General features: G+C 72.2%; 13 protein-coding genes. 10 read left to right on the top strand and 3 right to left on the bottom strand.

What is annotated here, in order from left to right:
* Positions 1-30: 30 nt before the first annotated feature.
* Positions 31-1,488 (top strand): aminopeptidase P family protein, encoded by a 1,458-nt coding sequence (locus tag ACFYXS_RS28100; RefSeq protein ID WP_389253084.1) that lies wholly within the window; start codon positions 31-33, stop codon positions 1,486-1,488.
* 114 nt (positions 1,489-1,602) lie between these two features.
* Here ACFYXS_RS28100 and ACFYXS_RS28095 read toward each other — a convergent pair whose 3' ends face one another.
* Positions 1,603-2,049 carry an ATP-binding protein gene (locus tag ACFYXS_RS28095; protein ID WP_319663428.1) on the bottom strand — a complete coding sequence of 149 codons (447 nt, stop codon included), beginning with the start codon at positions 2,047-2,049 and terminating at the stop codon, positions 1,603-1,605.
* A 212-nt stretch (positions 2,050-2,261) separates the two neighbouring features.
* On the opposite strand from ACFYXS_RS28095, the gene ACFYXS_RS28090 reads away from it, so the two are divergent.
* The 9 genes from ACFYXS_RS28090 to ACFYXS_RS28050 all read left to right on the top strand — a co-directional run bounded on the left by ACFYXS_RS28090 (position 2,262) and on the right by ACFYXS_RS28050 (position 11,890).
* Positions 2,262-3,047, top strand: coding sequence for a hypothetical protein (locus ACFYXS_RS28090; RefSeq protein WP_389253082.1), 786 nt, complete (start codon positions 2,262-2,264; stop codon positions 3,045-3,047).
* A gap of 97 nt (positions 3,048-3,144) precedes the next feature.
* Complete coding sequence (locus ACFYXS_RS28085; protein ID WP_389253080.1) at positions 3,145-3,909, top strand: YcnI family protein; 765 nt, start codon at positions 3,145-3,147, stop codon at positions 3,907-3,909.
* A 77-nt stretch (positions 3,910-3,986) separates the two neighbouring features.
* Positions 3,987-4,652, top strand: coding sequence for an SCO family protein (locus tag ACFYXS_RS28080; RefSeq protein WP_389253077.1), 666 nt, complete (start codon positions 3,987-3,989; stop codon positions 4,650-4,652).
* Positions 4,649-5,101 carry a copper chaperone PCu(A)C gene (locus ACFYXS_RS28075; protein WP_389253074.1) on the top strand — a complete coding sequence of 151 codons (453 nt, stop codon included), beginning with the start codon at positions 4,649-4,651 and terminating at the stop codon, positions 5,099-5,101. Before ACFYXS_RS28080 ends, ACFYXS_RS28075 begins: the two co-directional genes overlap by 4 nt.
* 10 nt (positions 5,102-5,111) lie before the next feature.
* A complete protein-coding gene (locus ACFYXS_RS28070; RefSeq protein WP_389253072.1) occupies positions 5,112-7,007 on the top strand; it encodes a copper resistance CopC/CopD family protein in 1,896 nt (631 codons plus the stop codon).
* Complete coding sequence (efeB, locus tag ACFYXS_RS28065) at positions 7,004-8,242, top strand: iron uptake transporter deferrochelatase/peroxidase subunit (RefSeq protein ID WP_389253070.1); 1,239 nt, start codon at positions 7,004-7,006, stop codon at positions 8,240-8,242. Before ACFYXS_RS28070 ends, efeB begins: the two co-directional genes overlap by 4 nt.
* A 35-nt stretch (positions 8,243-8,277) precedes the next feature.
* Positions 8,278-9,207, top strand: a complete 930-nt coding sequence (pheA, locus tag ACFYXS_RS28060) for a prephenate dehydratase (protein WP_389253068.1) — start codon at positions 8,278-8,280, stop codon at positions 9,205-9,207.
* 587 nt (positions 9,208-9,794) lie between these two features.
* Positions 9,795-11,072: a serine--tRNA ligase gene (serS, locus tag ACFYXS_RS28055; RefSeq protein WP_389253066.1), complete on the top strand. Its 1,278-nt coding sequence runs from the start codon at positions 9,795-9,797 to the stop codon at positions 11,070-11,072.
* The gene (locus ACFYXS_RS28050; protein ID WP_389253064.1) at positions 11,069-11,890 is read left to right on the top strand and encodes an HAD family hydrolase; all 822 of its coding nucleotides are present in this window, start codon (positions 11,069-11,071) and stop codon (positions 11,888-11,890) included. The genes serS and ACFYXS_RS28050 overlap by 4 nt, the downstream gene beginning before the upstream one ends.
* On the opposite strand, the gene ACFYXS_RS28045 is transcribed toward ACFYXS_RS28050, so the two are convergent.
* On the bottom strand, positions 11,826-12,548 hold the full coding sequence (locus ACFYXS_RS28045) for a rhomboid-like protein (protein WP_389253062.1): 723 nt from the start codon (positions 12,546-12,548) through the stop codon (positions 11,826-11,828). The genes ACFYXS_RS28050 and ACFYXS_RS28045 overlap by 65 nt on opposite strands.
* A gap of 43 nt (positions 12,549-12,591) precedes the next feature.
* Positions 12,592-13,200: a YceI family protein gene (locus ACFYXS_RS28040; RefSeq protein ID WP_389253060.1), complete on the bottom strand. Its 609-nt coding sequence runs from the start codon at positions 13,198-13,200 to the stop codon at positions 12,592-12,594.
* Between the last annotated feature and the right edge of the window lie 83 nt (positions 13,201-13,283).

Raw genomic sequence — 13,283 nt, 5'->3', positions numbered from 1 at the left:
ATGGGTGGGTCTACAGCGAGGAGGCATGACGTGGCCGAGGACCGCGCTCCGGAGAACCCGGAAGGCGACGAGCCCATCAAGCAGCGGAAGAACGGCCTGTACCCGGCCGTCTCCGACGAGCTCACCGAAGTGATGAAGTCCGGCTGGGCCGACACGGAGCTGCGTGACCTGCAGCCTTTGGAGCAGGCCGCGTACGCCGCCAAGCGGCGCGCCGCCCTGTCCGCCCGCTTCCCCGGCGAGCGGCTGGTCGTCCCGGCCGGAAACCTGCGTACCCGCGCCAACGACACGGACTATCCCTTCCGGGCCGCCACCGAGTACGTGCACCTGACCGGCGACCAGACCCAGGACGCCGTCCTGGTGATGGAGCCGAACGGTGATGTCGGTCACGATGCGACCGCCTACCTCCTGCCCCGTTCCTCCCGGGAGAACGGCGAGTTCTGGCTCGACGGCCAGGGCGAGCTGTGGACCGGCCGCCGGCACAGCCTGGCGGAGGCCGAGGTGCTGCTCGGGATGCCGTGCGCCGATGTGCGCAAGGCCGCCGACGCGCTGCGCGAGGCCACCGGCCCGGTCAGGGTCGTCCGCGGCTACGACGCCGGCATCGAGGCCGCGCTGACCGACAAGGTCACCGCGGAGCGCGACGCCGAGCTGAAGGAGTTCCTGTCCGAGCTGCGGCTGGTCAAGGACGAGTGGGAGATCGGCGAGCTGCAGAAGGCCTGCGACTCCACCGCCCGCGGCTTCGAGGACGTCGTCCGGGTCCTGGACAAGGCGGAGGCGACGACCGAGCGCTACATCGAGGGAACGTTCTTCCTGCGCGCCCGCGTCGAGGGCAACGACATCGGCTACGGCTCCATCTGCGCCGCCGGCCCGCACGCCTGCACCCTGCACTGGGTCCGCAACGACGGCCCGGTGCGCTCCGGCGACCTGCTGCTGCTCGACGCCGGTGTGGAGACGCACTCCCTCTACACCGCCGACGTCACCCGCACGCTGCCGGTCGACGGCACGTACACCGCCATCCAGCGCAAGATCTACGACGCCGTGTACGAGGCCCAGGAGGCCGGCATCGCCGCCGTCCGCCCCGGCGCCGCCTACCGCGACTTCCACGACGCCGCCCAGCGCGTGCTGACGGAGAAGCTCGTCGAGTGGGGCCTGGTCGAGGGACCCGTGGAACGCGTCCTGGAACTCGGTCTGCAGCGCCGCTGGACCCTGCACGGCACCGGTCACATGCTCGGCCTCGACGTGCACGACTGCGCCGCGGCCCGCACCGAGACCTACGTCAACGGCACGCTGGAGCCCGGCGTGGTCCTCACCGTCGAGCCCGGCCTGTACTTCCAGGCCGACGACCTGACGGTCCCCGAGGAGTACCGCGGCATCGGCGTGCGCATCGAGGACGACATCCTCGTCACCGCCGACGGCAACCGGAACCTCAGCGCGGGCCTGCCGCGCAGCTCCGACGAGGTCGAGAGCTGGATGGCCGGCCTGCGGGGCTGAGCCACCGCGCGCGGGCGGTGCCCCCGTTCCGTCCCCACGGGACGGGGGGCCGCCCGCACCGGCGCAAGGACCGCGCGCGGGCGGGCGGTTGGCGCCGGACGGGAACGGCCCGGGTCACGACACCCTGAGCAGCGCGTCGTCCCGCCATTTGAGGATCTTGTCGAAACTGACCACCGCCCCGTGACCGGGCCGGTTGTGGAAGTGGACATGGTCCACCAGCGCCTCGATCAGGAACAGCCCGCGTCCGTGCTCGGCGTGCTGGTCCTTCTTCGACAGCGGTCGTACGGCGTGGTGCGTGCGGCGCAGGTCCGGGGCGAAGCCCGGTCCGGAGTCGGCCACCTCGATGCGGCAGCGGTCGCCCTCGATACGGGCGGTCACCCGGTACTCGCCGTGGCTCGCGTGCTCAACAGCGTTGGCACAGGCCTCGCTGAGGGCCACGGACAAGTCGTACGAGATGTCGGGGTCCACCCCGGCGGTCTCCATCGTCCCCAGCAGGAGCCGACGGGCGAGCGGAACGCTCGCAGCCTCGCGCCGCAAATGGAGGGACCACCAGATGCTCATGCTCAGCCTCCTGGCTGCGGCTCGACATACCGATACGTATTGCCCCGAAACACGGTCGGTAAGCGTGGTGTTGACGTGATGACGCCCATACGGCCGATGCCCGGCCCCGGCACATGGGTGTACGCGGGCGGCCGGAACCCATAGCACACACCGCCGGAATGCGAGACCCCCTGCACGCGAACGGGGGACTCGGTGAGAAGATGACGCCCGTCATGGCCTCTCCTGTGCGCGCCGGCGCCGATCTGCGACTGCTGCGGGCCGCGGTGTTCACCGCGGTCTGCGTCGCGTTGTCCGCGGTCGCGCACTCCCTCGCCTCGGGCCACGCGGTACCCGGCTGGTCGTTGGTGGCCGGCTGGGTGATGGTCTTCGCCGTGGTGGCGCCGCTCGCCGGACGGGAGCGCTCGCTCCCCGGCATCGCGGCGGGCCTGGCGGCCGGACAACTGGCCCTGCACGTGCTGTTCAACGCGGGCGGGGTGTGCGGCCCTGACGGTGCCCCCCGGCCCGGCGGGATCGTGGAGATCGCCGGACGGCTGATCTGCAGCCACCGGGCCCTGCCGCTCACCCCGGCGATGGCGCAGCAGATCGTGCGCCAGGCGGGCATCGACCCGCACGCCCTGCCGCTCGACGGCATGGGCCACATGAGCGGCATGGCGGGTATGACGCACGCTCACGCCGAGAGCACGATGCTGGCCTACAGCCTGCCGATGCTGCTCGGGCACCTGCTCGCCGCGCTCGCCGCGGGCTGGCTGCTGCGCCGCGGCGAGGCCGCGCTGTGGCGGATGGTCGCCCTGGGCGTGCGCGGTCTGGCCGAACTCACCGGCGCCGCCCTGCGGCAGGCCGTCGCGCTGGTGCGCGCCCTGGTCGCGGGAGCGCTCACCGCGCCGTCCGTCACCGGCGGCCCGCGCCGCCGGGCCGCCGACTCCGGGCCGCCGCGCACCGCCGCGCTGCGGCACAGCCTCGCCCGGCGCGGGCCCCCGGCGTACGCCCTCGCGGCCTGAACGCGACCCGCTCCACGGATTCGAGGGGACGGAGTCGCGCGCCGCACGCGTGCCATCCGTCATCCCTCACACCTTCACCCGTGGAGTGTCTGCACCCATGAACATCACCATGCGCCGCGCCGTCGCCCTCGCCGGACTCAGCGGAGCGGCCGTCCTCGCGGCCGCCGTGCCCGCCTTCGCGCACGTCTCCGTGCAGCCCGGCACCGCCACCAAGGGCAGCTACAGCACGGTGGCCTTCAAGGTCCCCAACGAGGAGGACAAGGCGTCGACCATCAAGGTCGAGGTCAACCTCCCGGCCGACCACCCGATCGCCTCGGTCTCCCTCCAGCCCGTCCCCGGCTGGACGGCACAGGTCGTCAAGAGCAAGCTCGCCAAGCCCATCACGAGCGACGACGGCAGCATCACCGAGGCCGTCACCAAGATCACCTGGACCGGCGGGAAGATCGCCCCGGGCGAGTTCCAGCAGTTCCCGGTCTCACTGGGCCCGCTCCCCGAGGACGCCGACCAGCTGGTCTTCAAGGCCGTCCAGACGTACGACAACAAGGACGTCGTGCGCTGGATCGAGGAGCAGCAGGAGGGCCAGGCCGAGCCTGAGCACCCGGCTCCGGTGCTGACGCTGGCCGCCGCCGACGACGCCGACGGTGGCCACGGCCATGGCGCGGCCTCCTCCCCCTCGCCCGTCGCCGACACCAAGGCCGGCGGCGGGAGCGCCGCCACCGAGCAGGCCGCGTCCACGGACTCCAGTGACACCACCGCCCGGGTCCTGGGCATCGTCGGCATCGTCGTCGGTGTGCTGGGCGTGGGCTTCGGCGTGCTCGCCGGCCGCCGCCGCGGCACCGGTGGCGGCACCCCCGCCGTCTGACGCAGCATCGCCGGGTGACCGCCGCCGTGCGCGGCGGCGGTCACCCGGCGTCGTACCGAACTTCCTGGGGAACCCTGATGCGTACCACCACCCGGACGGTGGCCGCGGCGGCCGCCGTCGCCGCGCTCGCCCTCACCCTGGCCGCCTGCGGCGGCTCCGACGACACGGCGGGCACCGGCAGCGACGCCGTCGTCGTGTCCACCGACGCCACTCAGAAGGCCGCGACCGTCCTCGACACGCCCTTCGACAAGCCGGACATGATCCTCACGGACACGCACGGCGCGAAGTACGACCTGGTCAAGGAGACCGCGGGCAGGCCCACGCTGCTCTTCTTCGGCTACACCCACTGCCCCGACGTCTGCCCGACGACGATGAGCGACATCGCCATCGCCAAGTCCAAGCTGTCCAAGGCCGAACAGGCCGCGCTCACCGTGGTCTTCGTCAGCACCGACCCCGAGCGCGACACCCCGTCGCGGCTCGGCGCCTGGCTGGACGCCATGGACACGTCCTTCGTCGGCCTGACCGGCGACTTCGCCACGATCCAGGCGGGCGCCCGCTCGCTCGGGATCGCCGTGGAGAAGCCCGTGAAGGAGAAGGACGGCAGCATCACCGTCACGCACGGTGCGGAGGTCGTGGCGTACTCGCCGAAGGACGACAAGGCGCACGCGCTCTACATGTCGGGCACCACCTCGCAGCAGTTCGCCGCCGACCTGCCCAAGATCATCCAGGGGCGGACGCCGTGAGGCGCCGCGCGGCGGTGGCCGCGGCGGCGCTGGCTCTCGGGCTCGGGCTCGGGGCCACGGCCTGCGGCTCCTCATCCGGCGGTCCCGAACTCGAGGTGAGCGGCGCCTACATACCGCAGCCCGCGCTCGCGGACATGGCCGCCGGATACTTCACGGTGACCAACAGCGGTGACCGGGACGCCCGGCTCACCTCGGTGACCAGCGACCTGGCCGGCGAGGTGACCATGCACTCCACCGCGGGCAACGCCATGCGGCGGGTCCCCTCGTTCACCGTCCCGGCGGGCGGGCGGCTGACCCTCGGGCTCGGCGGCAACCACCTGATGCTGATGAAGCTCACGCACAAGCCCGTCGCCGGTGAGGAGGTGTCCGTGGAACTGCACTTCGACGACACCGACACCATCGACGTACGGGTCCCGGTCAAGCCGGCGGGCTATCGCCCGGGGGACTGAGGAGGGCGCCATGAAGGAGCTGACGAAGGCCGGGCTGCGACTGCTGGCCGTACCACTGACCGTGCTCGGCCTGCTGCTCGGCGGCGCCGCGCCCGCCTCCGCGCACGCCGCGCTGGTGAGGACCGACCCCGCACAGGGCTCGGTGGTCAAGACCGCGCCGCAGCAGGTGCGGCTGACCTTCTCCGAGGGCGTGCTGCTGGCGTCCGACGCCGTTCGCGTCCTCGGACCGGACGGCCGGCGGGCCGACACCGGCGCCGCGAGCAACGGCGGCGAGGGGAACGACACGGCGGTCGTCGCGCTGCGGCCCGGACTGGGCAACGGCACGTACACCGTGGCCTGGAAGGCGGTCTCCGCCGACAGCCACCCGGTGGCGGGGGCCTTCGTCTTCTCCATCGGCGCGCCCTCGAAGACCACGGTCACCCTGCCCACCGAGGAGGCGGGCGGCGGCGTGGTCGGAGCGCTGTACGACGTCGGGCGCTACGCCGCCTACCTCGGGTTCGCCCTGATGGTCGGCTCCGCCTTCTTCCTGGGCGTGTGCTGGCCCACCGGCGCACGGCAGCGGCCGCTGCGCGCGCTGGTCGCCGGCGGCTGGGCCACCATGGTCGCCGCGACGATAGCGCTGCTGCTGCTGCGCGCCCCGTACGCCAACGGGGGGTCTCTCGGTGACGTCCTCGACCTCGGCGGCGTGAGCGACGTGCTGGACACCCGGCCCGGAGCCGCGCTGCTCTCCCGGCTGCTGCTGCTCGCGGCGTCGGCGGTCTTCATCGCCGTGCTCTTCGGCAGCTTCGCCCAGCGGGAGGACCCGGTCGAGCGGCAGGACCTCGCCTGGGGTCTGTCGATCGGCGGCACCGTCGTCGCCGTGGGCCTCGCCGCGACGTGGGCCATGGCCGAGCACGCCTCGGTCGGCATCCAGGCGTCGGTGGCCATGCCGGTCGACATCGTGCACCTGCTGGCCATGGCGGTCTGGCTGGGTGGCCTGGCCACGCTGCTCGTCGCACTGTGGCGGGGGCTGCCGGTGGAGCGGTCGGCGGTGCGGCGGTTCTCCCGGATCGCCTTCTGGGCCGTGGCGGCGCTGGTCTCCACCGGTGTCTACCAGTCCTGGCGTCAGCTCGGCTCCTGGGACGCCCTGGTCTCCACCGGGTACGGGCAGCTGCTGCTGGTCAAGATCGGCCTGGTCGTGCTGCTGCTGGAGCTCGCATGGCTCTCCCGGCGCTGGACGGGGCGGCTCGCGGAGAGGGCCAAGGCCGTCCAGCCCGTGCGCAGCTCGAAGAGCGCCAGGGCCGCGGCCGCCGTCGCCCAGCCGGTGGCCGCGGGGCGGGGCGGCGATCCGGCCGTCCGTACCGCGCAGCTGGCCCGGCAGGAGGCGGCGCTGGCCAAGGAGCGGGACCGCAAGGCGCGCGACGCCGACCCGGAGCGCGCGGGCCTGCGCAAGTCCGTGCTGGCCGAGGCCGCGGTCGCGGTCGTGATCCTGGGCGTCACCACCCTGCTCACCGGTACGCAGCCGGGCCGGGCCGCCGAGGAGAGCGCGGCGGCGGGGGCGACCGCCCCGGTCACCTCGGTCCCGGAACCGCTGGACGTGCGCATCCCGTTCGACACCGGCGGCCCGAACGGCAAGGGCGAGGCGGAGGTCACGCTCGACCCCGGCAGCACCGCAGAGAACGAGCTGCACCTGCTGATCACCGCCCCCGACGGCCAGGCCCGCGACGTCCCCGAAGTGAAGGTCTCCTTCACGCTCCCGTCCCAGAAGATCGGCCCGATCCCGGTCACCCTGGGCAAGATCGACACCGGCCACTGGAGCGCGGAGAACGTGCAGATCCCGATCCCCGGGCAGTGGACGCTCTCGGTCACCGTACGGACCTCGGACATCGACCAGGTCACCCGCACCAGGACAGTGAAGATCAGTTGACGAACGACCCGATCCACCGGCACATCTCGCGGCGCCGCCTGCTCGGCACCGCCGGCGCGGCCGGCGCCGCGGGACTGGCCGTGGGCGGCGGCTCCGCCGTCGCGGCGAACGCGGTCCGCGACGAACCGGCCGCACTCGCCTCGGTGGGCGCCGCGCGCCTGCCCTTCCACGGCGTCCACCAGGCCGGCATCGTCACCCCCGCGCAGGCCCACGGCCACCTGGTCGCCTTCGATCTGGCCGCGGACGCCGGGCGCGGGGGCGCGGCCGCGCTGCTGCGCCGCTGGTCGGCGGCGGCCGAGGCGATGACCTCAGGCCGGGCGCCCGCCGGGGACGACCAGATCGCCCTGGACGCCGGGCCGTCCTCGCTGACCGTCACCTTCGGCTTCGGCCGTTCCTTCTTCGACCGGACGGGCCTGCGCGCCCGGCTGCCCGGGGCGCTCGCCCCGCTGCCCCCCTTCTCCGCCGACGCGCTCGACCCGCGGCGCGGCGAGGGTGACCTGTGGATCCAGATCGGGGCGGACGACCCGCTGGTCGCCTTCCACGCCCTGCGCGTGCTGCAGAAACAGGCGGCGGGAACGGCGGCGCCGCGCTGGCAGATGAACGGCTTCAACCGTGCCCCCGGCGCCACCGCCGTTCCCCGCACCACCCGCAATCTGATGGGCCAGATCGACGGCACCAACAACCCCGCGCCGTCCGACCCCGACTTCGGGCAGCGGGTCTTCGTGCCCTCCTCCGGCGAGCCGGAGTGGATGGCCGGGGGCTCGTACGCGGTGGTGCGGCGCATCCGGATGCTGCTGGACTCCTGGGACCACCTCTCCGTGGAGCGCCAGGAGCGGGTCATCGGCCGCCGCAAGTCCGACGGCGCGCCGCTGTCCGGCGGCACCGGGACCACCAAGCCCGATCTGAACAGGATCGAGGCCGACGGCCGGACGTTCGCCATCGCCGCCGACGCCCACGTCCGTGTGGCCGCGCCGGAGTCCAACGGCGGCGCCGCGATGCTGCGGCGCGGCTTCTCGTACCACGACGGCTTCCGCGACGACGGCGCCCCGGACGCCGGGCTGCTCTTCGTGGCCTGGCAGGCCGATCCGCTGACGGGCTTCGTCCCCGTGCAGCGCAAGCTCGACCGGGGCGACGGGCTCTCCCGTTTCCTGCGCCACGAGGCGAGCGCGCTGTTCGCGGTGCCGGGCGGCGCGGAACCCGGCGAGTACGTGGGGCAGCGGCTGCTGGAGGCATAGGGCGCGCCGCGGGGAGGGCCCCTAGGCTGACCTCTATGTCACCGGCGAGCCGCTACACCTATCTGGGTCCTGAGGGCACGTTCACCGAAGCCGCGCTGCGCACGCTCCCGGAGGCGGCCACCCGGGAGCTGGTGCCGGCGGTGTCGGTCCAGGCGGCGCTCGACGCGGTGCGCACCGGGGACGCCGCGGCCGCGCTCGTGCCGATCGAGAACTCGATGGAGGGCGGCATCACCGCCACCCTCGACGAACTGGCGGCCGGAACCCCGCTGATGATCTACCACGAGGTGCTGCTGCCCATCGCGTTCGCGCTGCTGACGCGGCCGGGCACGGGGCTGGCGGACGTCAAGACCGTGACCGGGCACCCGGCGGCCCAGGTGCAGGTGCGCCGCTGGCTGGCGGAGCACCTGCCGGACGCGCAGTGGGAGTCGGCCGCCTCCAACGCGGACGGCGCCCGGCTCGTCGCGGAGGGCCGGCACGACGCGGCGTTCGCGGGCGAGTTCGCGGCGCCGACGTACGGACTGGACGCGCTGGCCACCGAAATCCACGACGCGGTGAACGCCGAGACCCGCTTCGTGCTGGTCGGCCGCCCGGCCCGGCCGGTCGCGCCGACCGGGGCCGACAAGACGTCCGCGGTCTTCTGGCTGGGCGACGACCATCCGGGCGCGCTGCTGGAACTGCTCCAGGAGTACGCGGTGCGCGGGGTGAACCTGATCCGCATCGAGTCCCGCCCGACGGGCGAGGGCATCGGCCGGTACTGCTTCTCCGTGGACTGCGAGGGGCACATCACCGACCGCCGCGTCGGCGAGGCGCTCATGGGGCTGAAGCGGATCTGCCCGCAGGTGCGCTTCCTCGGTTCGTACCCGCGCGCGGACCGGGTCGCGGCGCAGCAGCGCAAGGGGACCACGGACGAGGAGTTCATCGCGGCCGCGGACTGGCTGGGGAGGGCTCTGGACGGACGGGCCTGACCCTCCGCTCCGCACGTCCCAGGGGGCCTGCCGGTGAACAACCGGTGGGCCCCTCCGTTGTCCACCGCGTTATCCACAGGCCTTGGGAGCAACCTGGGGATAAGTCGACACGACAGTGATGACGAGTAGGGACCAGATCGACAAATCGGTACAGGGGCTCCATCCCACCGCACAGACCCTCAGGTCCACATTCGTCACCCCAATACCTTCGAACAACTCGATAGGGGGAAGAATTCTCACTCGAAAGGGAGTGTGAGTGGGGTTTGACCGGGGAATCCATGGGCCCGCGACCGGCCGACGGAATGATCAACTCCGTCTTCCACAGTTCATCCACACCCGCTGTGGACAAGCCGGTGGAATACCCGGCCCCCTGTGGATAACCCGTCCCGCCGGACCTGCCCCAACTGCCGTTGTCCACAGGCCACATGCCCTCGGGGGAGGGACGTGCGGAATTCGGTTGACGGTCACTTTAACGTCATTTCCCGCCGCCCCGCATTTCCGGGGTCCGTTCTTTAGAATCGGACATAACGCTACATAAAGCACTTAACTTGTCGCGTCCGGGCCCGTTCCACCGGTAGCCTGTCCCCGTGATTGACCTTCGCCTGCTTCGTGAGGACCCCGACCGTGTGCGCGCCTCCCAGCGCGCCCGTGGAGAGGACGTCGGCATCGTCGACGCCCTGCTCTCCGCCGACGAGCGGCGCAGGTCGTCCAGTACCCGCTTCGACGAGCTGCGCGCCGAGCAGAAGACGCTGGGCAAGCTCATCCCCAAGGCCCAGGGGGACGAGCGGGCCGAGCTCCTGGGGCGGGCCGAGCAGCTGAAGGCCGCGGTCAAGGCCGCCGACGCCGAGCAGCACGAGGCCGCCGAGGAGGCGCAGCGCCTGCTGCTGCAGCTGGGCAACATCGTCCACCCCGACGCCCCCGTCGGCGGCGAGGAGGACTTCGTCGTCAAGGAGGTGCTCGGCACCCCGCGCGACTTCACCGCCGAGGGCTTCGAGCCCAAGGACCACATCGACCTCGGCGAACTGCTCGGCGCCATCGACGTCGACCGCGGCGCCAAGGTGTCCGGCTCGCGCTTCTACTACCTCACCGGTGTGGGCGCCCTGCTGGAGCTGGCCCTGGTCAACGCGGCCATCGCGCAGGCCACCGCGGCCGGCTTCACCCCCGTCCTGACCCCGACGCTGGTCAAGCCCGAGGCCATGGCCGGCACCGGCTACCTCGGCCAGGTCGAGGACGACGTGTACTACCTGGAGAAGGACGGCCTGTACCTGGTCGGCACCTCCGAGGTCCCGCTCGCCGCGTACCACATGGACGAGATCATCGACGGCGCGAAGCTGCCGCTGCGCTACGCCGGCTTCTCGCCCTGCTACCGCCGCGAGGCCGGCTCGTACGGCAAGGACACCCGCGGCATCATCCGGGTGCACCAGTTCGACAAGGTGGAGATGTTCGTCTTCACCCGCCCCGAGGACGCCGAGGCCGAGCACCAGCGCCTGCTGGAGTGGGAGAAGCAGTGGCTGACCTCGCTGGAGCTGCCGTTCCGGGTGATCGAGCTGGCCTCGGGTGACCTCGGTTCCTCCGCGGCGCGCAAGTTCGACTGCGAGGCGTGGATCCCCACCCAGGGCAAGTACCGCGAGCTGACCTCGACCTCGAACACCACCGAGTTCCAGGCCCGCCGGCTGTCCATCCGCATGCGGGACGAGAACGGCACGCGCGCGCTGGCCACCCTCAACGGCACCCTCTGCGCCATCCCGCGCACGATCGTCGCCCTCCTGGAGAACCACCAGCAGGCCGACGGCTCGATCAGGGTCCCCGAGGTGCTCCGCCCGTACCTGGGCGGCCGTGAGGTACTGGAGCCGGTCGCCAAGTGACTGCCCAGCCCCCGCACCTGCCCTACCGTCTCGTGGCGACCGATCTCGACGGCACGCTGCTCGGTCCCGACCACACCGTCTCCGAGCGCTCCCGCCGGGCGCTCGCCGCCGCCACCGCGGCGGGCGCCGCGCACATCGTCGTCACCGGGCGCCCGGTCGCCCGCACCCGGCACGTGCTGGAGTCGCTGGGCTACGAGGGCCTCGCCGTCTGCATGCAGGGCGCGCAGGTGTACCACGCCGGCGAGAAGCGGCTGCTGACGTCGGTCACGCTGGACCGGCAGACGGCGCGGCTGGCCCTGGAGAAGATCGAGGCGACGACCGGCCGGCTGGCCGTCGCGGCCGCCCTCGACGGCATGGACGGCGACATCGTCCTCGGCCCCGGCTACCGACTCTTCGAGTCGGAACTGCCGGTGGGCCAGGTCGAGGTGCTGGACGAGTTGTGGACGGCGCCGATCAGCAAGCTGTACATCCAGCAGCCGGAGCTGAGCGACGACGAGCTCGCCGAGGCGGCGACCGCCGCCGCCGGCGGCCTGGTCGGAGTCGTGATGTCCGGGGCCGGCATCGTCGAACTGCTGCCCCTGGGGCTCTCCAAGGCCAGGGGCCTGTCGCTGGCCGCCCGGCGGCTGGGGCTCACCGCCGCGGACACCATCGCCTTCGGCGACATGCCCAACGACCTGCCGATGATCGACTGGGCCGGGTACGGCGTCGCCATGGGCAATGCCCACGAGTCGCTGAAGTCCGCGGCCGACGAGGTCACGGCCTCCAACGCCGAGGACGGTATCGCGGTGGTGCTGGAGCGGCTGTTCCCCGCGGTGTGAGCCCGCGGCAGGCCAGCCCGATCAGCAGGGCGGTGAAGTGCCCGAGGTCGGTGTACGTCCGTCCGGACTGCAGCAGCGGGTACCCGAGGAAGCCCACGGCGGCGGCGAGGTACGCCCATCGCCACGGGGGACGCAGGACGTAGGTGAGCACGCCCGCCACACCGGCCAGGCCGTAGCTCACGCCGATGTCGACGGTGTGCGCCAGTGACGGCGACAGCCTGTCGGCGTGGATGCCCAGGAAGACGGCCTGCTGGCTGATGAGCGTGGCGCCGACGTGGGCCACGGCGACCACCGCGAGCCAGCGGCGCGTGCCGAGCCGGCGCTCGGCGGGGGCGTGCACCGTCTCGTAGAGCAGGAAGTACAGCAGGAAGGCCGGCGGGGACTCGATCCACAGGGCGCTGACGATCAGCACGCGGACCGGGTGGCTGCCCAGCTCCTCCAGGTTGGTGCTGTTGTGGTGCAGCAGGAATGCGCGGATGTGCGGCGAGACGGCCGCGAGGATTCCGCTGGTCACCGCGAGGATGGCCAGCCAGGTGTGGGTGCCGGGGGTGGACCGCACCCACGCGCGGGCCTCGGAGAACAGCAGGCGCGCCGCGTCGCCCGGAGCGACGCGGCGTCGCCTGCCACCGGCGTCGTGCGCCGGTTCGTTCGATGCCATCCCCACCATCTTGCGACAGGGACGGCCGAGGCACTCAGCCGGTTCAGGCCGCCTTGATCGCCGAGACGTCGAAGGTGAGCTTGACCTTGTCGCTGATCAGCACGCCGCCGCCCTCGAGGGCCGCGTTGTAGGTCAGGCCCCAGTCACCGCGGTTGACGGTGGTCGCGCCCTCGAAGCCGACACGCAGGTTGCCGTACGGGTCGGTGGCCGAGCCGTTGAAGGTGAAGTCGATCGAGACCGGCTTGGTGGTGTCCTTGATGGTGAGGTCACCGTGCATGCGGTAGGTCTCGGCGTCGACCTGCTCGGCGGAGGTGCTCCGGAAGGTGATCTCCGGGTGCGAGGCGGCGTCGAAGAAGTCGCCGGTGCGCAGGTGCTCGTCGCGCTGCGCCTGGTTGGTGTCGATGCTGACGACCTTGATCTTCAGCTCGGCGGAGGAGTTGGCCGGCTTGGTGCCGTCGAGCTTCAGCGAGCCCTCGTACTCGGTGAACTGGCCTCGCACGGTGGTGACCATGGCGTGGCGGACGGAGAACCCGATCTCGCTGTGCGTCGGGTCGATCGTGTACTCGCCGGTCAGGTTCGCCAGGTCGGCGGTGGCCACGGCGTCGGGGGTGCCCGCGGTCTCGGCGTCGGTCTTGCGGCTGAACAGGCCCATGATGTCTTAACTCCTCGTCGGGGGTTGGTTTAGGTTTCAACCTCTTGCACCGTAACGCCATTCCCTTGAATCCTCAAGGAGGA

The sequence above is a fragment of the Streptomyces sp. NPDC002574 genome, from assembly GCF_042889545.1.
In the GTDB taxonomy this organism is placed as follows: Bacteria; Actinomycetota; Actinomycetes; order Streptomycetales; family Streptomycetaceae; genus Actinacidiphila.
Note: the sequence above shows the minus strand (reverse complement) of the source record. Positions and strands in the feature narration are given on the sequence as shown.